Origin of the sequence: Enterobacter sp. SENG-6 (genome assembly GCF_001605945.1) — a bacterium.
In the GTDB taxonomy this organism is placed as follows: Bacteria; Pseudomonadota; Gammaproteobacteria; order Enterobacterales; family Enterobacteriaceae; genus Enterobacter; species Enterobacter cloacae.
Genome location: NZ_LOMM01000001.1, coordinates 88,063 through 105,336, shown reverse-complemented (window position 1 = coordinate 105,336; position 17,274 = coordinate 88,063). Strand labels below are relative to the sequence as shown.

The 17,274-nt window shown below is 53.5% G+C and carries 31 protein-coding genes, 2 tRNA genes and 1 pseudogene; 13 read left to right on the top strand and 21 right to left on the bottom strand.

All coding sequences use genetic code 11. The annotated features are described in order from the left end of the window. Nucleotides 1–7 precede the first annotated feature (7 nt). The 20 genes and pseudogenes from AX755_RS00510 to AX755_RS00415 form a co-directional block, all read right to left on the bottom strand. Complete coding sequence (locus tag AX755_RS00510) at nt 8–481, bottom strand: lysis protein (protein ID WP_016245436.1); 474 nt, start codon at nt 479–481, stop codon at nt 8–10. Next, on the bottom strand, nt 478–918 hold the full coding sequence (locus AX755_RS00505; protein WP_062856098.1) for a lysozyme: 441 nt from the start codon (nt 916–918) through the stop codon (nt 478–480). Before AX755_RS00505 ends, AX755_RS00510 begins: the two co-directional genes overlap by 4 nt. A gap of 3 nt (nt 919–921) precedes the next feature. Then, nucleotides 922–1,197 (bottom strand): phage holin family protein, encoded by a 276-nt coding sequence (locus AX755_RS00500; protein ID WP_001514184.1) that lies wholly within the window; start codon nt 1,195–1,197, stop codon nt 922–924. After that, entirely contained in the window at nt 1,194–1,595 is a 402-nt protein-coding gene (locus AX755_RS00495) for a putative holin (protein ID WP_001514183.1), read from the bottom strand. The genes AX755_RS00500 and AX755_RS00495 overlap by 4 nt, the downstream gene beginning before the upstream one ends. A 157-nt stretch (nt 1,596–1,752) precedes the next feature. Next, nucleotides 1,753–1,827 (bottom strand) — tRNA-Asn (locus AX755_RS00490). A gap of 118 nt (nt 1,828–1,945) precedes the next feature. Continuing rightward, nucleotides 1,946–2,629, bottom strand: coding sequence for a hypothetical protein (locus tag AX755_RS00485; RefSeq protein ID WP_082824513.1), 684 nt, complete (start codon nt 2,627–2,629; stop codon nt 1,946–1,948). Then, entirely contained in the window at nt 2,626–2,985 is a 360-nt protein-coding gene (locus AX755_RS00480; protein WP_062856097.1) for a RusA family crossover junction endodeoxyribonuclease, read from the bottom strand. The genes AX755_RS00485 and AX755_RS00480 overlap by 4 nt, the downstream gene beginning before the upstream one ends. Then, nucleotides 2,982–3,281, bottom strand: coding sequence for a DUF1364 family protein (locus AX755_RS00475; RefSeq protein ID WP_045399500.1), 300 nt, complete (start codon nt 3,279–3,281; stop codon nt 2,982–2,984). The genes AX755_RS00480 and AX755_RS00475 overlap by 4 nt, the downstream gene beginning before the upstream one ends. Next, nucleotides 3,271–3,723: a recombination protein NinB gene (locus tag AX755_RS00470; RefSeq protein WP_045399496.1), complete on the bottom strand. Its 453-nt coding sequence runs from the start codon at nt 3,721–3,723 to the stop codon at nt 3,271–3,273. Before AX755_RS00470 ends, AX755_RS00475 begins: the two co-directional genes overlap by 11 nt. Before the next feature lie 240 nt (nt 3,724–3,963). After that, nucleotides 3,964–4,302, bottom strand: a pseudogene (locus AX755_RS00465) (hypothetical protein). After that, entirely contained in the window at nt 4,295–5,686 is a 1,392-nt protein-coding gene (locus AX755_RS25640; RefSeq protein WP_231883344.1) for a DUF550 domain-containing protein, read from the bottom strand. The pseudogene AX755_RS00465 and the gene AX755_RS25640 overlap by 8 nt, the downstream one beginning before the upstream one ends. A gap of 271 nt (nt 5,687–5,957) precedes the next feature. Next, nucleotides 5,958–6,341 (bottom strand): ead/Ea22-like family protein, encoded by a 384-nt coding sequence (locus AX755_RS00445; protein ID WP_062856096.1) that lies wholly within the window; start codon nt 6,339–6,341, stop codon nt 5,958–5,960. Then, nucleotides 6,338–6,817 carry a hypothetical protein gene (locus tag AX755_RS00440; protein WP_014640941.1) on the bottom strand — a complete coding sequence of 160 codons (480 nt, stop codon included), beginning with the start codon at nt 6,815–6,817 and terminating at the stop codon, nt 6,338–6,340. Before AX755_RS00440 ends, AX755_RS00445 begins: the two co-directional genes overlap by 4 nt. After that, the gene (locus AX755_RS00435) at nt 6,814–7,104 is read right to left on the bottom strand and encodes a DUF4406 domain-containing protein (protein ID WP_062856095.1); all 291 of its coding nucleotides are present in this window, start codon (nt 7,102–7,104) and stop codon (nt 6,814–6,816) included. Before AX755_RS00435 ends, AX755_RS00440 begins: the two co-directional genes overlap by 4 nt. Further along, nucleotides 7,104–8,501: a DnaB-like helicase C-terminal domain-containing protein gene (locus tag AX755_RS00430; protein ID WP_062856094.1), complete on the bottom strand. Its 1,398-nt coding sequence runs from the start codon at nt 8,499–8,501 to the stop codon at nt 7,104–7,106. The genes AX755_RS00435 and AX755_RS00430 overlap by 1 nt, the downstream gene beginning before the upstream one ends. Continuing rightward, nucleotides 8,498–9,325 (bottom strand): replication protein, encoded by an 828-nt coding sequence (locus AX755_RS00425; protein WP_231883343.1) that lies wholly within the window; start codon nt 9,323–9,325, stop codon nt 8,498–8,500. Before AX755_RS00425 ends, AX755_RS00430 begins: the two co-directional genes overlap by 4 nt. Before the next feature lie 52 nt (nt 9,326–9,377). Next, on the bottom strand, nt 9,378–9,524 hold the full coding sequence (locus AX755_RS25525; protein WP_178328224.1) for a hypothetical protein: 147 nt from the start codon (nt 9,522–9,524) through the stop codon (nt 9,378–9,380). A 73-nt stretch (nt 9,525–9,597) separates the two neighbouring features. Continuing rightward, nucleotides 9,598–9,750 carry a hypothetical protein gene (locus tag AX755_RS25520; protein WP_000278093.1) on the bottom strand — a complete coding sequence of 51 codons (153 nt, stop codon included), beginning with the start codon at nt 9,748–9,750 and terminating at the stop codon, nt 9,598–9,600. Nucleotides 9,751–9,854: 104 nt separating this feature from the next. After that, complete coding sequence (locus AX755_RS00420; RefSeq protein WP_000426372.1) at nt 9,855–10,175, bottom strand: CII family transcriptional regulator; 321 nt, start codon at nt 10,173–10,175, stop codon at nt 9,855–9,857. 37 nt (nt 10,176–10,212) lie between these two features. Continuing rightward, entirely contained in the window at nt 10,213–10,440 is a 228-nt protein-coding gene (locus tag AX755_RS00415) for a hypothetical protein (RefSeq protein WP_045399468.1), read from the bottom strand. Between the two features lie 35 nt (nt 10,441–10,475). On the opposite strand from AX755_RS00415, the gene AX755_RS00410 reads away from it, so the two are divergent. The 13 genes from AX755_RS00410 (at nt 10,476) to AX755_RS00360 (ending at nt 17,165) form a co-directional block, all read left to right on the top strand. Further along, the gene (locus tag AX755_RS00410; RefSeq protein ID WP_045399463.1) at nt 10,476–11,231 is read left to right on the top strand and encodes a LexA family transcriptional regulator; all 756 of its coding nucleotides are present in this window, start codon (nt 10,476–10,478) and stop codon (nt 11,229–11,231) included. 237 nt (nt 11,232–11,468) lie between these two features. Beyond that, complete coding sequence (locus AX755_RS00405; protein ID WP_045399460.1) at nt 11,469–11,669, top strand: hypothetical protein; 201 nt, start codon at nt 11,469–11,471, stop codon at nt 11,667–11,669. After that, the gene (locus AX755_RS00400) at nt 11,669–11,866 is read left to right on the top strand and encodes a DUF1482 family protein (RefSeq protein WP_058690033.1); all 198 of its coding nucleotides are present in this window, start codon (nt 11,669–11,671) and stop codon (nt 11,864–11,866) included. The genes AX755_RS00405 and AX755_RS00400 overlap by 1 nt, the downstream gene beginning before the upstream one ends. A 22-nt stretch (nt 11,867–11,888) precedes the next feature. Continuing rightward, nucleotides 11,889–12,149, top strand: coding sequence for a hypothetical protein (locus AX755_RS00395; RefSeq protein WP_224776435.1), 261 nt, complete (start codon nt 11,889–11,891; stop codon nt 12,147–12,149). A gap of 82 nt (nt 12,150–12,231) precedes the next feature. Next, nucleotides 12,232–12,399, top strand: a complete 168-nt coding sequence (locus AX755_RS25515) for a hypothetical protein (protein WP_181014056.1) — start codon at nt 12,232–12,234, stop codon at nt 12,397–12,399. After that, a complete protein-coding gene (gene exoX, locus AX755_RS00390) occupies nt 12,383–13,054 on the top strand; it encodes an exodeoxyribonuclease X (protein WP_062856092.1) in 672 nt (223 codons plus the stop codon). The genes AX755_RS25515 and exoX overlap by 17 nt, the downstream gene beginning before the upstream one ends. After that, entirely contained in the window at nt 13,054–13,722 is a 669-nt protein-coding gene (locus AX755_RS00385) for an AAA family ATPase (protein WP_000537165.1), read from the top strand. The genes exoX and AX755_RS00385 overlap by 1 nt, the downstream gene beginning before the upstream one ends. Before the next feature lie 16 nt (nt 13,723–13,738). Then, nucleotides 13,739–14,470, top strand: a complete 732-nt coding sequence (locus tag AX755_RS00380) for a hypothetical protein (RefSeq protein ID WP_062856091.1) — start codon at nt 13,739–13,741, stop codon at nt 14,468–14,470. Then, nucleotides 14,467–14,625 carry a DUF1317 family protein gene (locus AX755_RS00375; RefSeq protein WP_062856090.1) on the top strand — a complete coding sequence of 53 codons (159 nt, stop codon included), beginning with the start codon at nt 14,467–14,469 and terminating at the stop codon, nt 14,623–14,625. Before AX755_RS00380 ends, AX755_RS00375 begins: the two co-directional genes overlap by 4 nt. After that, on the top strand, nt 14,622–15,494 hold the full coding sequence (locus tag AX755_RS00370) for a DNA adenine methylase (protein WP_062856089.1): 873 nt from the start codon (nt 14,622–14,624) through the stop codon (nt 15,492–15,494). Before AX755_RS00375 ends, AX755_RS00370 begins: the two co-directional genes overlap by 4 nt. Before the next feature lie 2 nt (nt 15,495–15,496). Then, nucleotides 15,497–15,736, top strand: coding sequence for a DUF4060 family protein (locus AX755_RS00365; RefSeq protein ID WP_062856088.1), 240 nt, complete (start codon nt 15,497–15,499; stop codon nt 15,734–15,736). A 41-nt stretch (nt 15,737–15,777) separates the two neighbouring features. Next, complete coding sequence (locus tag AX755_RS24130) at nt 15,778–16,125, top strand: helix-turn-helix domain-containing protein (RefSeq protein ID WP_072011928.1); 348 nt, start codon at nt 15,778–15,780, stop codon at nt 16,123–16,125. Further along, nucleotides 16,008–17,165, top strand: a complete 1,158-nt coding sequence (locus AX755_RS00360; RefSeq protein WP_231883345.1) for a site-specific integrase — start codon at nt 16,008–16,010, stop codon at nt 17,163–17,165. Before AX755_RS24130 ends, AX755_RS00360 begins: the two co-directional genes overlap by 118 nt. 14 nt (nt 17,166–17,179) lie before the next feature. On the opposite strand, the gene AX755_RS00355 is transcribed toward AX755_RS00360, so the two are convergent. Further along, a tRNA-Thr gene (locus AX755_RS00355) sits at nt 17,180–17,255 on the bottom strand. Nucleotides 17,256–17,274: the final 19 nt, after the last annotated feature.

The following is a 17,274-nucleotide window of genomic DNA, read 5'->3' as shown; positions in this document are numbered from 1 at the left end:
TAACGAATCATTTAAGACACTGCTCTTTGATGTAGTCCTGCATGCCGCGAATCATTTTGTCAGCGGTTGCGATTCCGTCCCGGTGATCGAAATAATTCCGTCGAGCGTCTGGAGTAAGTTCGGGGGATCCTGCATCATCCACGCCGGAGGCGGAGGTGGCTTTGGACACTCCAGGGCAGGTTGCAGCGATGCGCAGCCGTTTAGCGCCAGAATCGACATCCCGACGCAAATCGTTAATGGTTTTTTTCGCATCGGACAATTCCTTCGTGTATTTGGCATCCAGTGCAGCGACATCACGCTGACGTGTCTGCATGTCTTTGATGGTAGCGTGAGCCAGGCTGAGTTTCTCAGTGGCTTTATCGCGCTGGTCTTTATAGGTGATGGCGTTGTCGCGGTAGTGGTTAACGAAGAACGCCAGCACGCCGATTACCGACACCACAATCAGTTGCAGCCAGTAACGCTTAACCAGCGCGCCAATCATGATAGGAACAGAGTCCGCTCTGCCTCCCGCCGACGAGTCAGCCCGTTAAGGACCTTACCACCCGCTTTATTCCAGCGCAGGAACTCATCGGCAGCGCCAGCGTAATCTCCGGCGTTGAGTTTTCGCAGAAGAGTCGATGTCGACAGTGACCGGGCTCCGAGGTTGTACGTGAACGACACCAGGGCGTCGAATTGCCCCTGAGTCAGGCCGACTTTAACCAGGCGGGAAACGTCGCTTTCGTAGCTGACCAGTCCTGTCTTCAGCAGACGCTCTGCCGTTTCCTGCTTGATAGTCATCCCGGCGCGGATTGGTTTTCCATCCACAGGTTGAGTCCAGCCATAGCCGATCGTCCATACGCCCACGCTGTCCTGGTAAGCGGTGAGTCTACAGCCTTCGAATTCTTTGATTAGGGCAATGCCCTTTTCGCTGGTTTGCATGGACTACTCCGTTATAACGACCTTCGCCAGGTTCCCACGCGCCAGCCACACCGCCATGCAGATGACGGAGTTAAGCAGCAGATCGCCTAGATTAACCTGAACGTAGTGGCCGAGAAGAATGTTGAAGGCGTTGAATCCGGCGGCAAGGATGACCAGATAGGCCAGTACCGCGACACTCAGGCGATGACGCTTTCCCTCCTTACGGAAAAACATCAGCCTGACCATTATTAACAGGCAAACTATGGCGTTTGCATCCATCAGAAGAAGCTGCCATGTCATTTATCTTCCTCCCCCAGCCCCGGCATCTTCCCGCTTTTGGATTTGCGGAGAATGCGCAGCAGGACTGCCACGGAAATGGAAGCAGTGACAATTGCACCGACAGCTGGCGATACTTCAATGCTGGCCGGTGGCTTCATCAGGCTTAACGGCGTGTTGATGATTCCGGCCATGATTTTCGCCATGGGCACGGAGAAGAACACTCCACTGATAAACGATATCAGCGCAAAGATAGCCTGCTTCCAGAGTTGATGGGGATCTGATGTCAGAACGTATAGCGCCGTTCCGGCGAGTGATCCGAGCATCACTGCTGGAGTCGCCTCCGGAAACAGCGTGGCAAAGGTTACACCGACTGATGACGATGTAAGACCAACGCCTACGATAGTGAAGGTCTCAGACATATTTATTCCGTGTGTAGTTGATTCAGGCCCTCGGGACGATTTAACAAGTAGGCGTGTCGATGATGGTTCCCGGAGCCTGAAATAAAAAAGCCCACGGCGCGGTGGGCAATAGAGGGTAGTGCGTTGAGCTTTTGCTCTTATGGTCCTGGTAGGTATTTGGCGGGACAGGAAGGATTCGAACCTTCGACCAATCGGTTAACAGCCGATCTCACAACCTCTGTGCTTCTGACCCTGAATGCAAAAAGCCCCTGCATTTCTGCAAGGGCTTAAATGTGGTTCACACCGCTCCGCGCAAGGCATCTCCGCTGGTGGGTAAGCTCTTTCGCCTTTGACGTCCGAGCATATCTGAATTATGCAGTTTCAAAACTCGTTTTCAAGTCTTTTTCGCAAGTTTTTGCATTTTCGAAGCCAAATTCATCTTTTAACGTGAAGAAGACAGCAGAATTAAACAACTCAATACACCAGCGCACGCGGTCAATACATTGCTTTTCGGTCAGAAACGGCGCGTAGTAATATTGCATCCACCGTGCCATGTCATTAATGGTTTTCCTCCAGGTGTAATAGTCCTTCCCTATCTCATACACGGGATTCCCCGGCTTGAAGGACTTCATGATGATAGCCTCCATGAATGCAGCTTCCTCTTGATCCCCGGCGTTGCCGATCAGGTCAGAAAGTAATTTCTTCGGCCAGATGATGGCTTTAGCCTGCTCAAACAACGCATCTCCGGTATAGCCAATTTTACGCAGACCAGACAGTACGGTAGCGATCCGCTCCTGCTGTTCGCCAGTCCAGCCGGTCAATATCATTGACCACATACCACCGCCACCAGAAAGGTGCTCTGTTCCGCTGCCCCCGTACATGCCGCCCCAGTGGTTCAGCAACGAACGAACCCAACGACTTTGCGATGGTGTCAGTCGACGGTATTTCCCCAGGTAAGATCTGCGCGGTGCTGCTGCCAGCGTCACCCAGGCGTTTTGCGGGTTGGTACGCTCAACAGACGCTTTCTGGTAATTGTTAATGTCGTTGCGTGTCATTCTGCATTCTCCTGGATAATGATCTGGCCTGTCTCTCCCCATCGTTTCGTTACCCTGCCGTCCCATATCCGACAGTCATCATCGAATATCGCATCCAGTAACGCTTTCTCCAGATTGTCCTTATCCGGCTTGGTCTGGTGTGGCTGTCCGTCATGCTGCTGACGCTTCTTCTTGCTCCAGCTTTTCGGCATGGGCAAAACGAATGTTATGTGGTAACCGGATTCCGGGAGGGTTATACCGAGACGGCGAACCTGAGCTTTAAAGAACCAGTAAGCGGAGGTTTCCGGCCTGCTGCGCCAGCGATCGCTCCGAGTCATGCGGGGCTTGCCGATCGGCGTGATATCGTAAATTTTCATGCTGGCACCACCAGCCCAAGGCGGGCGATCTGGATAACGGTCAGAACGATAGCGCGGTCCATCAGCTGGCGGCGTTCGTCGCGCGATAGCTTGCTCCCGTTGTCGATGCTGTCGTGGCAGCAAACGCAGATCGCCGCCGTGGCGCAATCATCGGCTTTCAGGCCCATGCCTTTACCTTCATTGCGATGCGCTACCTGCGTCCCCCACGAGCCGCATAACACGCACTGTTCGATCTGCCCGACAGCAGCGAGCCATTTTTTGCTTCGGTAGGTTCTCTGATTGGGGTTATTTCGCATTGCTTTCCCCCCAGCGCTTTGCCCACTCGATTTCATTGCGGGATTGTTCGCTGAATGTGACGCCCTGCTGGGTGCCGAACCAGTAAATTGCCTCTATGACTTCTACCATCTGGGGGATGGTCATTTTGCTGGTGCGTTGGCCGAACATCACGACGCCGCCATCAAGCCCGGGGGCCATTCGCTGTTCCTGCTTTTTGGTCTTCGCCACCAGCGCGGTGATGAGGTCTTTCCAGTCGTCGGAATCGTATTTATTGCCGAACCAGAGAACCTGGTCGGAAAGGTCTTTCAGTAGCGGCCACATCTTGCGGTTTTGAATGGCGGTGCGCGTCGATTCTTTCACGTCCAGAATCAGCGGGCGCTTGCTGTCGACCGGCAACTGACGAATGTAGTTGATAGCGTTCTGCTTAACGCTTTCATTAACGAGGTGGAATTGTTGGCTCACGCGTCACCCCCGAAGAGGTTAAGCGACAGATACGACAAATCGCTGACGTCGGATAACGTCAGGCGATTGTGTTTAAGCTGGTGGTGCTGCGCCATGGTGTTCTCCGTGGCGCGAATGTCCGGGTGTCAGTTGTTCAGGCTGACAGGGATATTATGGCTGGGCATTGTGGCAAAAGCAATTTAACGCCGACAAAAAAAGCCTCCGAAGAGGCTTGTATGTTATTGATTACATTGTGACATGTCACACCGATAGTTTAGTTTCATGCCAGCCACGCGTAAGCCAGCATTGCGAATCACCGTCGCACGGACACGACTTAACCGGCAGGCTGTCACCACACTTCCCGCACCGGTTAGCACTGATGGCTTTAATGCGACCGCGCACCCGGGCATCATCCTGGCGGATCAGAAGCGCAATGTATTCGCTCAGTTCGTATGGGTCACGACCCGGGCGCCGCCCAGCGCAGTTCCGCGCCAGCATCTCCAGTTCCTGCGTATCAAGCATGAGCTAAAATTTACGACCACCAGCAGCAGCTTGCCGGGCTCGCTGGGCGGCTTTGCGTTCAGCGGCAGATTTAGCCATGACCGGACTCCTGAATAGCGGCACGACAGGCTTGTTCAACATGTGTGCGTACCATTTCCCGGCAATCTTCCGCATTGTCGGCATAAGTTGCCATAATTCCATTTACTGCTGCGCTGATCACAGAATCAGGCACTGTCTGCGGCGCTGGCTTAAGATGCTGGCGCGGCTCTCCGTCCTTCGGCTCCGGCCACTGGCGCGCCATGTTCACTTTCAGCTTTTCTTCCATCGCAGCTGTGATTTCACCGTCACTGATACCGGCGCGCCGCTGGGCGTCCCATAACAGGAACTGCATGTCAGCCCACTCGCTGAGGTCGTCAGGTTCTGCGGCAGCTTCCAGCGCCTCTTTCGACAGGTGTTTAAGCGGGCCAACGGGACCAACATCGCCGAAAGTCTTATCTGACCATTCAGCGTGTTCACGGCGAACCTGTTCGCGCTTACTTACAGGTTGGCTACCCTGAAGCATGGCGGCGTGGCAGGCATCCTCAACGTTCTTCACTGCATCTGCGCAGTAGTTATAGCGATTGCATTCCACTAACTTCTGCTTGAGATTTTCAATTGCTTGCGCGACATCAGCCTGTATTGGCGGAACGGCTGTCTGCTGCTCTCGAACGTCATTAGTCGCTATCGGTTCTGCTGCCAACTGACTGGCATATTTGTTAATGGTAACGATAAGCTCTTGCTCGGCCTCATCCAGACAATCACCGATACCTCGTCTGTCGCCGTCGAAATGATCGAAGTCTGTGCGAATTCTGGCGACTTTACGGATTGCTGATAACACCTCATCAGGAATCACCGGAGAGTTGCCACCCTGAACAGTAGGCATATCCGGACCTTTGCGAATCGCCCTGGCAAGATCGATTGGGTCATCGTACAACCAGTCACCTGTTTGCGGATGATTGGCTTCTGCCAATTGTGCAGCCCACTCCAGGCCGTCTTTGTGTCCTTGCAGATAGTCCAGCGGTAACTCATCACTATTACTTACAGGTTCGGCCTGAAGCATGGCTGCGCGATAGGCGTTCCAGCCGACAGCTTTTCCGTGTTCAAACGCGCTGTCAAAGTCATCATCCATTTCCATCGCATCAGGCACAGATACCGGCGCTGGCGGGGCGGTGTAAAAATACTCATCCTCAATCCCATCAACGGGCTTTGAGAAGCCGATAAAATCACCATAATGCCAAGGATAGGGGCCGTATGGTTCAGAGGTCACCCGACGCCAGCGGTGAATGGCAGGCTCCGCTTCGAGCGATGCCAGCGCGATACGCGCATTATTAATCAGGAGGCTATCAGCAGGAGATAAAACAACATGAGCGTTACCCTCCGCATCAATTTCAGAATTCGTAATTTTTCTGAACAGCTTTGCCAGTTCTCTGGTAATAGTGCTCATGGGCGAATCTCCGTCCTGCCACCAAGTAAGCGGATTGCCACTCGTTCCCGGAAGGTAAGCGGTCGATGGTGTCCGCGGGCATTAACAATTTCAGGCTTTCCATTAGGCGGATAATTGACCCTGACCGATTGACCATCTAGCGCGTGAGAAGCCTCGAGTAGTGCTGACTTTAAGTGCGCAGGGCACTCTTTCTGCACCCGCTCGCCGTCTGAAATGACACCTGCAATCCCCTGAAGCATGCTGGCTAAATTGCTGAGATAATTTTTCACATTCACTCTCCTTTACCGGTGCCATAGGCAGATAAGCACTCTTCAAATCCAGCCTGATTATCCGTTTGACCTAAACTGAAGCCATGCTGAAGACCATGACGAAATGCGCTATCTTGCAATTTATCTGCGCTATCGAGCTTCGCTTCCAGCTCAGCAATCCGCTTCTCTGCGGCTTCCAGCTCATCCAGCAGCGCCAGCACGGTGGCGGGGTTGGCTGCGGCGATAAATGCAGCATCACGCGCTTCGTTTTCACTGAATACCATGGCTATTTGCTCATGGTTCACGCCGTCAGTGGAGTAAATCTCATCGTCGAACTCAACAGCCCACCGGCCTTTCGTCGCCTTCTCCGCTGCTTCCCGTAATCCACGTTTGTCGATGTTGCTCATTGGGCGGCCTCCTGAATAACAGCACCTTTGGATTCAATGCGCTTATGGCGCTCACGAAACCACTGGTGAAGATCCATCAGCTCTTTGTCGAGTGGCGCGTATTCGCGGTCAAAATAGGCCTGAGCGTCTTTCTCGTCCTCGTTGGGTAGCTCGCCGGGACCAAGCAGGGTGTTAAAAATCCAGGCCATCCCGTTCTTGGCGTCGCCGGTGGTGCGCCAGTCGATAACAGCCGCTTGCATGACAAGCAGGTTCTTACCGAACATCCGATCAAGCTCTTTGAAGCGATTGCGGATGTACTCATTCTCGTCTTTCAGCTCGGTGTTCTGCTTATCTGCGTCAGCCAACACATCAGCGCGAGCACGCTGCACATCCAGCTGCGTCGCCAGTTCGCGCACCAGCGCGGCAGACTCAGCGCAATGCAGCTCTTTCGCCAGCGCATGCCCGGCAGCTACGAGTTCTTTGGTTTTGTTGGTCATACCGCACTCTCCTGATGAATGATTTCCAGATCCAGCTTTTGAGCCAGAGCGTGTTCCGCTTTTGCGCCTGCGGAGTTCTGCCAGCCGGACAGCAGGAAAATGCCGTCAGCGCAGCGGAGCATAGCGAGACAAATATCCATGTACTCTGGCTGGCTCAGGCCATCGGGAAGCGTCGCGGGGTTTAACACCACATGGCCTTCCGAAGCCAGGCGCAAAGCCTCAAAATGGAACGCAGGGCGGTTATATTTCGGGATGCCGGTCATTGGCCCAGCAATGTAAATTTTCATCAAAATTCCCTCTTTTTGTTGGGTCTGGCATCATTCGCGCGGCGTTTCTGCTCAGCAGCAGCCTGGTCACAGTCGTAGATCGCACCGTTGCGCTGGTCGCAATACACAACGCCGGTCGGACCGTGGCGGTTCAGTCGCAACAGCAATTCGGTAGCCGCCTGATCTGCGTTTTCGTCGTATGCGCCTTCGCGGTAGATGCCGATCCAGTAATCGCAATCCTGCTCAATCTGCCCGGTGTCGCGGGAATCACTCGGCATCGGGCGTTTGTTGGTGCGCTTCTCCAGATCGCGGTTCAGCTGGGTAAGCAGCACCACGATGCAGTTCAGTTCCTTCGCCAGGTTCTTCAGCCCCTTAGTTATAATCCCGTAGGCCAGGTCGTTACGGTCTGCCTTGTCGGCTGTCATCAAGGTCAGGTAGTCCACCAGCACCATGCCGACAGCGCCGCGTTCGCGTTTAATGCGTCGTGACTCTGCGACAATGTGCGCCAGCGTGATCCCGGGAGTGTCGTCGACGTACAGATTCCCGGTCTGGGCAAGACGTCCACCAGCGGCAAAAGCCATTGCCACCTGCGCGTCGTCGTACCGATCGCCATAAAACACGTCGGTATTCACGCGGCTTACCTGCCCGATCATGCGCTCCACAATCTGCTTATCCGGCATTTCGAGGCTGAACATCAGCGCGGGGAGCAGCTCAACCTCGGCACAGTTGACGGCCAGCTGGCTATACAGCGTGGTTTTACCCATCTTTGGACGTGCGCCGATCACCATCAGAGCGCCTTTAACCAGCCCTTTCGGTTGCAGCAGGTCATCCAGCGAGCCGATCCCCGTCGACAGTCCACGCGTTGCGTCTGAGTCGCTCCAGCGAGCTTCCACCTCGTCCACCCAGTCGCCCATCACTTCCGAAAATTCGCGGAGCCCCCGACGATTACCGGTTTTCGCGTAGTCAGCGATATCGGTGAACAGGGTCTGAATAGCGTCAAACTTCTGGCTGGTGGTCATCCCGTTGCGGGAGAACAGCAATTCAGTGGCGCTGGTCAGCTTGTCAATGCCGTAACGCTCCATGGCTTTCTCGCGCACCAGCATGGCGTAGTGAACGATGTTCGCCGCGCTGGGAGTGTTTTTGGATATCTCGGCCATGTAAGCGAAGCCACCAGCCTGCTCGCCAAGCCCTTTCGACTCCAGCGACTCAATCAGGGTGATCAGGTCGATAGGCTTCTGGTTGGCTACCAGCTCCCGCATCTCGGCGAAAATCACCTGGTGGGGGCGGATGTAGAACGATTCTGGTTTGAGCATAGACATAGCGGTCTGGCAGCGATCGCTACCGCTATCCAGCATCATGCCGCCCAGCACACTTTGTTCGGCTTCGATGTTCTGAGGGATCATGTTCATGTCGGTCATAGCGCCTTCTCCCTGGTTTTCAGCAGGGTGTCAGAGCGCAACAGATAATCGAAACTGGCGCGCCAGCCTCTGTCGTTCTCACCGAAGTAAAATTTTGGTGCTCGTTCAGCGAAAGCCGCGAAGTAATTCTCCACCGCCTCGACGGTTGGCTCTTTCAGTTCGGTCAGCAGGCGTTTGATAGCACGGCGACGTTTGTCGTTTAGTGCCTCTGCCTGAGGAAGGCGGTCTCCCAGGGTGGTGTTGTATGCAGACAGCACTGCCTGGTAGTCGATCGGGGTTTTCTTTGAGACAGATTTTTCTTCCTGCCCGACACACTCCCCCTCTGGGGGTTGGGGGGTATTAGTATTTAATGTATTTATATGTCTTTGGTGTTCCCCTGAATTGAGGGATTCTTCTTCCCCTGATTTAGGGGATTTTCCCTCATTTTGAGGTATACCCTGATTTGAGGGATTATCCCCTGAATTGAGGGATTCTTCTTCCTCGTTATTTATCCCTTGTTTTGAGGGATTTCCTGTATCGCAGCTTTCACCGGCTGGTAGTAACCATTCGGCGGTGTTTTTATTCGGTCCAATGCTCCTTCCCACCTGGGTTAGCAGGTTCATTCCGACGAGCTGGACGCGCGCTTCACTCACGCGCTTTTCTGGCAGCTTTGCTATCTGAGCAATCTGAGAATTGGCAATCCTGTCCATGGGCTTATTCCACCCATAAGTCAGGCGCAGAACAGCAAGCAGGACTTTGAATTGTCGCTTCGTCAGGTCAGCGCCTGCGTATTCTTCCAGAAGCATGTTTGCCAGGCGCGTAAAACCATCATCAAGATCTGCCACCCGACGCTCCACGACCGTAAGAGCCGGTCTGATTGGTATGACTGTTGCGAGATTACCCACGGCTTTCCTCCTTACGCTTCAACTCCTCCAGGATGGCGCGCATCTTCTCGGCCACTACCGGATTAATCGAACGCACGAAGCGGTCGCGGGTATTGTTTTTATGTACAGCGGTCTGGTAATAGCGGTTGTTTTTTGCCATTATTCCTCCTGCAATTGGTCGAACATTTGCACCTGAGAGCCGCTTGTGTTCGTGCACAGCGGCTTTCGCCTTTTCAGAACAGGCCCGGCTGGGCGTTCCGTTTAACTTTTCGCTTCTCAAAGCGGTCAGCAGGTAACTGCTGCTTCTCCGCCCACAGCTTTGCGTGCCGTAAAACATCATCAAAAATCTTCCCCTTTCTGCTTGCCTGGCTCATGCGCTTGTACATGTCGATAGCCTGGAACGCCCCCCCTGAGCCACTCCCAGAGAGAAACCGAGCTTCAGCAGTTCTTCACGGACATGCTTTTCGATGAATTCGATATGGTTCATGGCTTAATCCCACCCCAGCGGCCCCGGCCTTGCTCGTTCGGCTTTCAGCCCGATATCAGCGAGCGTTTCGACTGATGCCAGGTATTCACGCGATACCAGCACTGCTTCCGGGGGCGCAGCCTGAATCCCAAGGAAGGCCAGTTCTTTCGCCATAGTGCTGAAATGCCCTTCGGCTTTACGCCTGCTGGCTGTCGACTCGCTGATGCCCATATGCTCGGCGTAAGACTTCTGGCCCACTGATGCAAGCCGGTTGAGCAAGACGCTTTCGATCTCAACCGGATTGATTACTGGCGGGTCTAACTTTCGTGCGATTGCGTTCTCCATTGGTAACAATCTCCTGGTGTTAATTGGAGGCCGGGAATTAGACGGCTTTCGGTTTGCTCACTTCGAGTATCTGGTCAGCGGTAAATTGCCCATCAGATGCCTGTGCGATTTTTTCTGCGTATTTGGTTTCACCGGTGTAATCGGTACGCGGAAGGCTGCCACTTCCAATCCACTTGTAGATCGCTCGTGGTGTTAGTTCGCAGGCTCGCGCAACGACAGGTACGCGGATTTTTTTGATGATTTGACCGAGGCTGGTAGGTTGCATTTTCAATCCTCTAAATTGAACTGTAGGTACATATTATGTCGGAACTGATAGTTCACGCAAGTGGTATTATGATTGAACCTATGGTTCAAGAAGAAAAAGCGCGTATTGATTTCTCCAAACGGCTAGCGCTGGCCTGTGATAAAGCTGGTATGCCTGCTCATGGTCGTCAGGCTGAAATCGCTAAGCGAATGAAGCTCACGCCAAAAGCGGTAAGCAAGTGGTTCAATGGGGAAGCCATTCCTAGACGTGGGAAGCTGCAAGAATTAGCGGCTATAATTGGCACATCTTCGTCACATCTGTTAGGTGATAGTGCCATTGATGGAATATCGGAGGGGCATTTGATAATGAGGGACGACTCTTATCGTGTGGATGTGTTTGATATTCAAGCCAGCGCCGGGCAAGGAGTTCTCGTGCGAGATGAATTTATCGAAACCATAAAATCCATTGAATACTCCACTGAAGAGGCGCGAGCTGTCTTCGGTGGTCGGCCCGCAGACCACATAAAAATGATCGCTGTGAACGGAGATTCAATGTCAGGGACATTTGAACCGCGTGACCAGATCTTCGTCGATGTCAGTATTGATTGTTTTGATGGTGATGGAATCTACATCTTTGTATTAGATAATGATCTCTATATTAAACGCCTCCAGAAGCAGCATAAAAAGCTGGCCGTCATCTCTGATAACAAAAAGTATGAGACATGGTACATCGAAGACGGGGACTACACTTCGCTTCGAATCTGCGCGAAGGTTCTTGTTAGCCAGTCAAGAGCGTATCGTTTCCATAGTTGATGAAGTTCGACTGCCAAGCCCAGCACAACAAATCCCTCACAACGTCTCTCACGTAAAATAATTAACCTTAAAGTTCATATAGATAACTAAATATGAACTTTCCATTCTTAAAAATTGTACTTTTGGTACTTTACATATTTGAACCTTTAGTACATTATCACCTCATCCAAACAACGCATTCAAACGCGAATGCCCGGGTAAAAGTTCTGGCAGCCGGGAAGACGGCAAGGGGATGAGATGAAAACTAACCACGCAGTACCAAACAACGGTCGTGCAGTCGTCATGCGCAACAGTCGCACCGGCGCAGCATGGCGGGTTTCCTACGACTACCGCGACGGCACCTACTGGCACGAACCGCAGGGAAACCTGCGCAACATTCGCCGCCCTTATGCCTCACGCACCATCGAACCAAATCTTGTGCCTGCGGGGACTCACTGATGGGAGCCCTGTACGCATTAGTGCTGACCATCACCATGACGAACGGTGATTACCAGGATGCTGTCGTCGGTATTTTCGACAATCAGCAGCAATGTGAAGCGGCAGCGAGTGAGCAAATGGGCATCACTAACTGCTATCCAGTCGAAGGCATCATTCACGCTGACGAAACGCCAGCGGGTTATGACGCGAAATTTTGAGGGGTAAGGGATGTGCAACTGTATGAATGAAGTTGGTGCTCAAATCGAAGCACGGCTTAAAGAGAAGGTTCCGGAGGGCGCTGAAGTGAGTGAAAGCATCCTTGATCGCGGTTGGGAAAATCAGGTTCTTTCTCTTTCTGATGGCGGCTCACACGTCACGCTGAAATACAAACTGGCGTACCGGGCCAAAAAGAAAAACGGCGAAATGGCTAAAAACCTGAACCGCCTGGAAACCAATGTGAAAATGAGTTTCTGCCCGTTCTGCGGCGAATCTCAGGGCTAACACCACCAGCAAAACCGAATTTAGCAAATGGTCGGCTTATACAGCGACGGGATTCTTACAACCTTTTTTCAGAGGAATGGATATGCAGGCTACGACCAAACAGCAGCAGGCGATGAACCTTATCGCGTTGCTGTGCCTGATGTACCACTTATCGCCAGCTGATCTTGAGGCCATCGCCCACCAGCTCGCGCACTTCGATGCAGTTTGTGATTACAGAACACAGGGGACTAACAATGTTGCGTGTCATTGATACCGAAACAACTGGGCTGGAAGGCGGCCCGGAAACTGTGGTGGAAATCGCCAGCGTCGATATTGTCGATGGCGTGATCTGCAACCCAATGAGCGACCTCGTTAAGCCAGGCGTGGCGATCGGTTTTGAGGCCATGGCTATTCACCATATCACCGAAGATATGGTGGAAGGCGCGCCTCTGCTCAGTGAAGTAATTGGCCGCTATATGGGCGCTGACGCATATGTCGCCCACAACGCAAAGTTCGATAAAGCCAAACTTCCTGCAATGAACGCCCCGTGGATCTGTACCGCTAAGCTGGCGCGTTCGCTCCTGCCTGATCACAAGAGCCACAGCAACCAGTACCTGCGTTACAGCCTCGGGCTGAAACCGGAAGTACCTGAAGGGCTTTACGCTCACCGCGCGCTGTATGACTGCTACGTCACCGCCGAATTGCTGCTCTATATGGGCCGCCTGGCGAAATGGACGATGGGCGAAATGCGCGCCATTTCCAATAACCCTTCCCTGCTGCATGCGCTCCGCTTCGGTAAGCATAAAGGCGTCTCGTTCGCAGAGCTGGCAAAAACAGAACCGGGTTACCTGCGCTGGCTCGTTGCCAACAGCGACGACGAAGACGTGCTGTTTACGGCTGAACACTGGCTGAACGGGGGTAAATGATGGGTACTCCAGTGCTGATCCTCGGTGACTCTGGCGCGGGCAAGTCCTACAGCCTGCGCAACTTCAATCCGGACGATGTGATGCTGCTCCAGTGCATCCCCAAAATGCTGCCGTTCAAGTCTGCGGGCTGGAAACTTCACGGCAAGCTGCTGCCAGACGGAAGCAAACAGCGCGGTAACGTTCTGCGCTCGGATAACTGGGAAACTGTGCTGGACACCATCTATCGCATGGTGCAATCGAAAACGCGCCGCGTCCTGATCATCGACGATTTCCAGGTGGTCATGCAGCACGAAAACATGAACCGCGCGTACCAGACCGGCTATGCCAAGTTCACCGAAATGGCAGATCACATCTGGCGAATCATCATGGCGGCCACCGAGCTGCCGGACGACTTCCGCGTTTATTTCCTGGCTCACACCGAAGAGACCGAGGGAAAGATCCGCATGAAGACCACCGGGAAGATGCTCAACGAAAAGCTGACGCCAGAGGGCTATTTCTCCATCGTGCTGCGCGCCATCAAGAAGGACGGCAAACACGTCTTTCTCATCAAAGGCGATGACAACGACACCGCCAAAGCACCGCCTGACCTGTTCCCTGATCAGACGGAAATGGACAACGACCTCCACGCCGTAGACGTGGCTATCACCGAATTTATGACCGAATTGTAACTTTGAGGATTTAACGATGAACCAACCAATGACTTTTATGTGGAACAACGAAACGGCTGAGATGGCGAAGAAAGCTGGCGCAACAGGCGGGATCAGCGAAACCGGCGCTTACGAGGGCGAAATCGTTTCTGCGGTGTACACCTTCGGGAAAGACGGAAGCCAGTCCCAGGCGCTCGAACTGAGCCTGGATTCCAACGGGCTTAAGGCGAATTTCCTGCGCATTAACTTCCTCGGTAAAGACGGCCAGCAGACGTTCGGCATGGGGCTGGTATCAGCGCTGATGTGGGTCGCCCAGGTCAAACAGGCGCAACCGCAGCAGGTACAGGGTCAAAACGGCATCGAATGGCACTGCCCGGCACTGGTTGGCAAAAAGGTGGGCCTGTTCCTCCAGAAGGTGCTGTACACCAAAAACGACGGCGGCGACGGTTACAAGTTCGAAGTGCGCCACGTTTTCCAGCCGGGAACGCGTAAGACCTACGCCGAACATGCTGAGAACGCTCCAGCGGAAGCGATAGCCGCGCTTGAACTGTCGATGAAGGATAAAGACGAACGTATGCACGGCGGCGCGCAGTTCTCTGGCCCGCGCAATGCCCAGCATAGCGGTAACCCTTATGCAAATCAGACTGGCGGCGCACCACAATCTCGCTTGCAGCAGAACAGCGGTCAGCCACCGGTCGACTTTGACGACGATATTCCGTTTGCTCCGATCGGTCTTCCGTTCCCTTCTCACTCTATCTATGCGTTATGACGCACGCACAGGACGAAATCAGGGTTGGCGCGGTGCGCCTGCCCTGGCTCAAAGAGAAAAACGGATGGTTGCTGCCGTGGGGTGATGTCGTTACCAACCCACTTAAGGCACAACGACTGACTGAAGAACTTAACGATAAGCAGGTGGCGGCATGAGTGATTGTGCTGAGATGTCGACTCAAGAGGCAGAAACAGCGCCGCGTAGCTGGCAGCGCCCGTTCCTTAAATGGGCTGGCGGAAAATATTCGCTGCTGCCGGAACTGGATCGCCTGATCCCCGCAGGGAAACGCCTTATTGAGCCTTTTGTAGGTGGCGGATCGGTGTTCCTTAACTCAGACAAGCACGAACGCTTCCTTCTGGCTGACGTCAACGCTGACCTGATTAACCTGTATCAGATGCTGGCGGTGGTCCCCGACTCGGTGATCTATGAGGCAATGAAAGCATTCAGGCATCTGAATGATGCCGAAAACTACACGGTAATTCGTGAAGCGTTCAACGCGCAGCGGCTGGATGCGGTTGAGCGCGCAGCAGCATTCCTTTACCTCAACCGGCACTGCTTCAACGGCCTGATCCGTTACAACCTGGACGGTTTTTTTAACGTCGGCTTTGGGAAATATAAAGCGCCATATTTCCCGGAAGAAGAGATCAAGGCATTTAAGCGGAAGGCTCACTCATGCGTATTCATGAATGCAGGCTTCAGGCGCACGCTCGCGCTGGCAGGTGCTGGTGACGTCGTTTACTGCGATCCGCCTTATGAACCGCTGCCAGGCACCGCTGGTTTCACTAACTACGCGGCTGGTGGGTTCTCATGGGATAGCCAGGTGGAGCTTGCGGAAAGCTGTGTGGCAGCCCACCAGCGGGGGGCAAAAGTTGTGATCAGCAATTCTACCGCACCGCGAGTAATTGAACTTTACGAACAGCACGGCTTCACTCTGCACCACGTCAGTGCTCGCCGGGCTATATCCAGCAAAGGCAGCACCCGCGAAACAGCGAGTGATGTCGTAGCCACTTTGGGAGTGAAGTGATGATGAGGCTGATTAATCGCAGTAAGCAATCACCTATCGGTCGCCGCGCTTGCGATGCTGCGCTGGCGGCGCACCACGAAAAATATGGCGATTACGGCAGGCAGAAGCACCAGACAAATTACACCGTTGAGGTGGATGGCATGAAGGTCACCGTCGAAGTCGTCAACCGGGCCACCAGCTATGTCGCCACAGCAATGATCGGCGTTCGTAAACTTCGAAACCTGCCAGCACAGGCACACTGATTAACAACGACGGCCCCGGATGGGGCTACTGGAGAACATCGATGGACGAAGAAGTATTTACCAGAGATGAGGCCGCCGCCTTCCTTAAAGTGGATAAAGGCACGATTGCCCAGTGGATAAAGTCCGGTCGCCTGGCTGCCACCCGAAAAAATCCACATAAGAAAAAAAGCCCATACCTGATCTGTAAAACAGACTGTATTGCGGCAGTGAAGAACCCGATCCACAATCAACCCGTGAATGCGGTTGATGTGCAGGAGGATAAAGCATGTCAATCAAACAACGTGCCGGTACGTGGCACTGCGACTTCGTTACGCCTGGTGGAAGTCGAATTAGACGGTCTCTTGGGACAACGGACAAAAGGCAAGCGCAGGAGCTCTATGATCAGCTGAAAGCTGAAGCATGGCGAGTTGATAAGATGGGGGAGTATAAGCCGCGAACGTTTGATGAAGCGTGCGTTCGCTGGCTTAACGAAAAGCAGCACAAGAAAAGCCTGGACGATGACAAAAGCCGGATCGGATTCTGGAGGATGCACTTCAAAGGAATGGACTTGTCAGCAATTACGGAAGACAGGATCTTGTCGGCGGTGAGTTCGATGGTTAATCGCAAACATCGAATGAACTGGGAGGCTAAGCGGGACAGCCTGCTGCGAAGAGGTAAGCCGGTTCCTGAATTTAAGGATAAACCAGCGTCGCTGGCGACGAAGGCAACGCACCTTGCATTCATCCGGGCGCTGTTACGATGCGCGGCCAACGAATGGCGATGGATAGCCAAAGCGCCGAACATCAAATGCCCGGTGCCAAAAAATAAGCGTATTCGCTGGCTAACCAAAGAGGAAGCGGCGAACCTGATCCGGGAGCTTCCCGAGCATATGAAGCCAGTTGTTATTTTTGCACTGGCGACGGGGCTGCGCAGGTCGAACATCACAGATCTGGAGTGGTCGCAAATTGATATGCAGAGGAAGGTCGCGTGGATTCACCCCGAGGACGCGAAAGCAGGAAGGGCGATTGGGGTCGCCCTGAACGAATCGGCCTGTAAGGTGCTGCGGGAGCAGCTGGGGAAACATAACCGGTGGGTCTTTGTTCACACTGAATCATCAGTTCGCCCGGATGGAACGAGAACAAAGTCAGTGCGCAAAATGCGGTCTGATGCTAACACGGCATGGCGCGCAGCGTTAAGGCGGGCGGGAATAGAAAATTTCCGCTTCCATGACCTGCGGCACACCTGGGCGAGCTGGCTTGTTCAGTCCGGCGTACCACTCAGTGCGCTACAGGAAATGGGCGGTTGGGAAAGTATCGAGATGGTACAGCGTTATGCACATCTGGCACCGAATCACCTGACGCAGCATGCCATGCAAATCGACTCATTCCTGGCGGGGAATGGCACAAATATGGCACAAGGAGCTTTTGCTGAGCTGGTGAATATCGCGTGAACCCGCGTGGTTAGTGGTGCCGATAATAGGAGTCGAACCTACGACCTTCGCATTACGAATGCGCTGCTCTACCAACTGAGCTATATCGGCCCTGAGAGGCCGGTTACGA

What these genes read in the sequence shown, in the direction of transcription:
- AX755_RS00420 (WP_000426372.1), bottom strand. Translation starts at nt 10,175, where the DNA reads ATGGAGAACGCAATCGCACGAAAGTTAGACCCGCCAGTAATCAATCCG.
- AX755_RS00400 (WP_058690033.1), top strand. Translation starts at nt 11,669, where the DNA reads ATGGGAGCCCTGTACGCATTAGTGCTGACCATCACCATGACGAACGGT.
- AX755_RS00365 (WP_062856088.1), top strand. Translation starts at nt 15,497, where the DNA reads ATGAGGCTGATTAATCGCAGTAAGCAATCACCTATCGGTCGCCGCGCT.
- AX755_RS25515 (WP_181014056.1), top strand. Translation starts at nt 12,232, where the DNA reads ATGCAGGCTACGACCAAACAGCAGCAGGCGATGAACCTTATCGCGTTG.
- AX755_RS00475 (WP_045399500.1), bottom strand. Translation starts at nt 3,281, where the DNA reads ATGCGAAATAACCCCAATCAGAGAACCTACCGAAGCAAAAAATGGCTC.
- AX755_RS00395 (WP_224776435.1), top strand. Translation starts at nt 11,889, where the DNA reads ATGAATGAAGTTGGTGCTCAAATCGAAGCACGGCTTAAAGAGAAGGTT.
- AX755_RS24130 (WP_072011928.1), top strand. Translation starts at nt 15,778, where the DNA reads ATGGACGAAGAAGTATTTACCAGAGATGAGGCCGCCGCCTTCCTTAAA.
- AX755_RS00380 (WP_062856091.1), top strand. Translation starts at nt 13,739, where the DNA reads ATGAACCAACCAATGACTTTTATGTGGAACAACGAAACGGCTGAGATG.
- AX755_RS00410 (WP_045399463.1), top strand. Translation starts at nt 10,476, where the DNA reads ATGTCGGAACTGATAGTTCACGCAAGTGGTATTATGATTGAACCTATG.
- AX755_RS00375 (WP_062856090.1), top strand. Translation starts at nt 14,467, where the DNA reads ATGACGCACGCACAGGACGAAATCAGGGTTGGCGCGGTGCGCCTGCCC.
- AX755_RS25640 (WP_231883344.1), bottom strand. Translation starts at nt 5,686, where the DNA reads ATGAGCACTATTACCAGAGAACTGGCAAAGCTGTTCAGAAAAATTACG.
- AX755_RS00440 (WP_014640941.1), bottom strand. Translation starts at nt 6,817, where the DNA reads ATGACCAACAAAACCAAAGAACTCGTAGCTGCCGGGCATGCGCTGGCG.
- AX755_RS00510 (WP_016245436.1), bottom strand. Translation starts at nt 481, where the DNA reads ATGATTGGCGCGCTGGTTAAGCGTTACTGGCTGCAACTGATTGTGGTG.
- AX755_RS25525 (WP_178328224.1), bottom strand. Translation starts at nt 9,524, where the DNA reads ATGGCAAAAAACAACCGCTATTACCAGACCGCTGTACATAAAAACAAT.
- AX755_RS00430 (WP_062856094.1), bottom strand. Translation starts at nt 8,501, where the DNA reads ATGACCGACATGAACATGATCCCTCAGAACATCGAAGCCGAACAAAGT.
- AX755_RS00445 (WP_062856096.1), bottom strand. Translation starts at nt 6,341, where the DNA reads ATGAGCAACATCGACAAACGTGGATTACGGGAAGCAGCGGAGAAGGCG.
- AX755_RS00370 (WP_062856089.1), top strand. Translation starts at nt 14,622, where the DNA reads ATGAGTGATTGTGCTGAGATGTCGACTCAAGAGGCAGAAACAGCGCCG.
- AX755_RS00385 (WP_000537165.1), top strand. Translation starts at nt 13,054, where the DNA reads ATGGGTACTCCAGTGCTGATCCTCGGTGACTCTGGCGCGGGCAAGTCC.
- AX755_RS25520 (WP_000278093.1), bottom strand. Translation starts at nt 9,750, where the DNA reads ATGTACAAGCGCATGAGCCAGGCAAGCAGAAAGGGGAAGATTTTTGAT.
- exoX (WP_062856092.1), top strand. Translation starts at nt 12,383, where the DNA reads ATGTTGCGTGTCATTGATACCGAAACAACTGGGCTGGAAGGCGGCCCG.
- AX755_RS00415 (WP_045399468.1), bottom strand. Translation starts at nt 10,440, where the DNA reads ATGCAACCTACCAGCCTCGGTCAAATCATCAAAAAAATCCGCGTACCT.
- AX755_RS00485 (WP_082824513.1), bottom strand. Translation starts at nt 2,629, where the DNA reads ATGACACGCAACGACATTAACAATTACCAGAAAGCGTCTGTTGAGCGT.
- AX755_RS00500 (WP_001514184.1), bottom strand. Translation starts at nt 1,197, where the DNA reads ATGACATGGCAGCTTCTTCTGATGGATGCAAACGCCATAGTTTGCCTG.
- AX755_RS00435 (WP_062856095.1), bottom strand. Translation starts at nt 7,104, where the DNA reads ATGAAAATTTACATTGCTGGGCCAATGACCGGCATCCCGAAATATAAC.
- AX755_RS00505 (WP_062856098.1), bottom strand. Translation starts at nt 918, where the DNA reads ATGCAAACCAGCGAAAAGGGCATTGCCCTAATCAAAGAATTCGAAGGC.
- AX755_RS00495 (WP_001514183.1), bottom strand. Translation starts at nt 1,595, where the DNA reads ATGTCTGAGACCTTCACTATCGTAGGCGTTGGTCTTACATCGTCATCA.
- AX755_RS00480 (WP_062856097.1), bottom strand. Translation starts at nt 2,985, where the DNA reads ATGAAAATTTACGATATCACGCCGATCGGCAAGCCCCGCATGACTCGG.
- AX755_RS00405 (WP_045399460.1), top strand. Translation starts at nt 11,469, where the DNA reads ATGAAAACTAACCACGCAGTACCAAACAACGGTCGTGCAGTCGTCATG.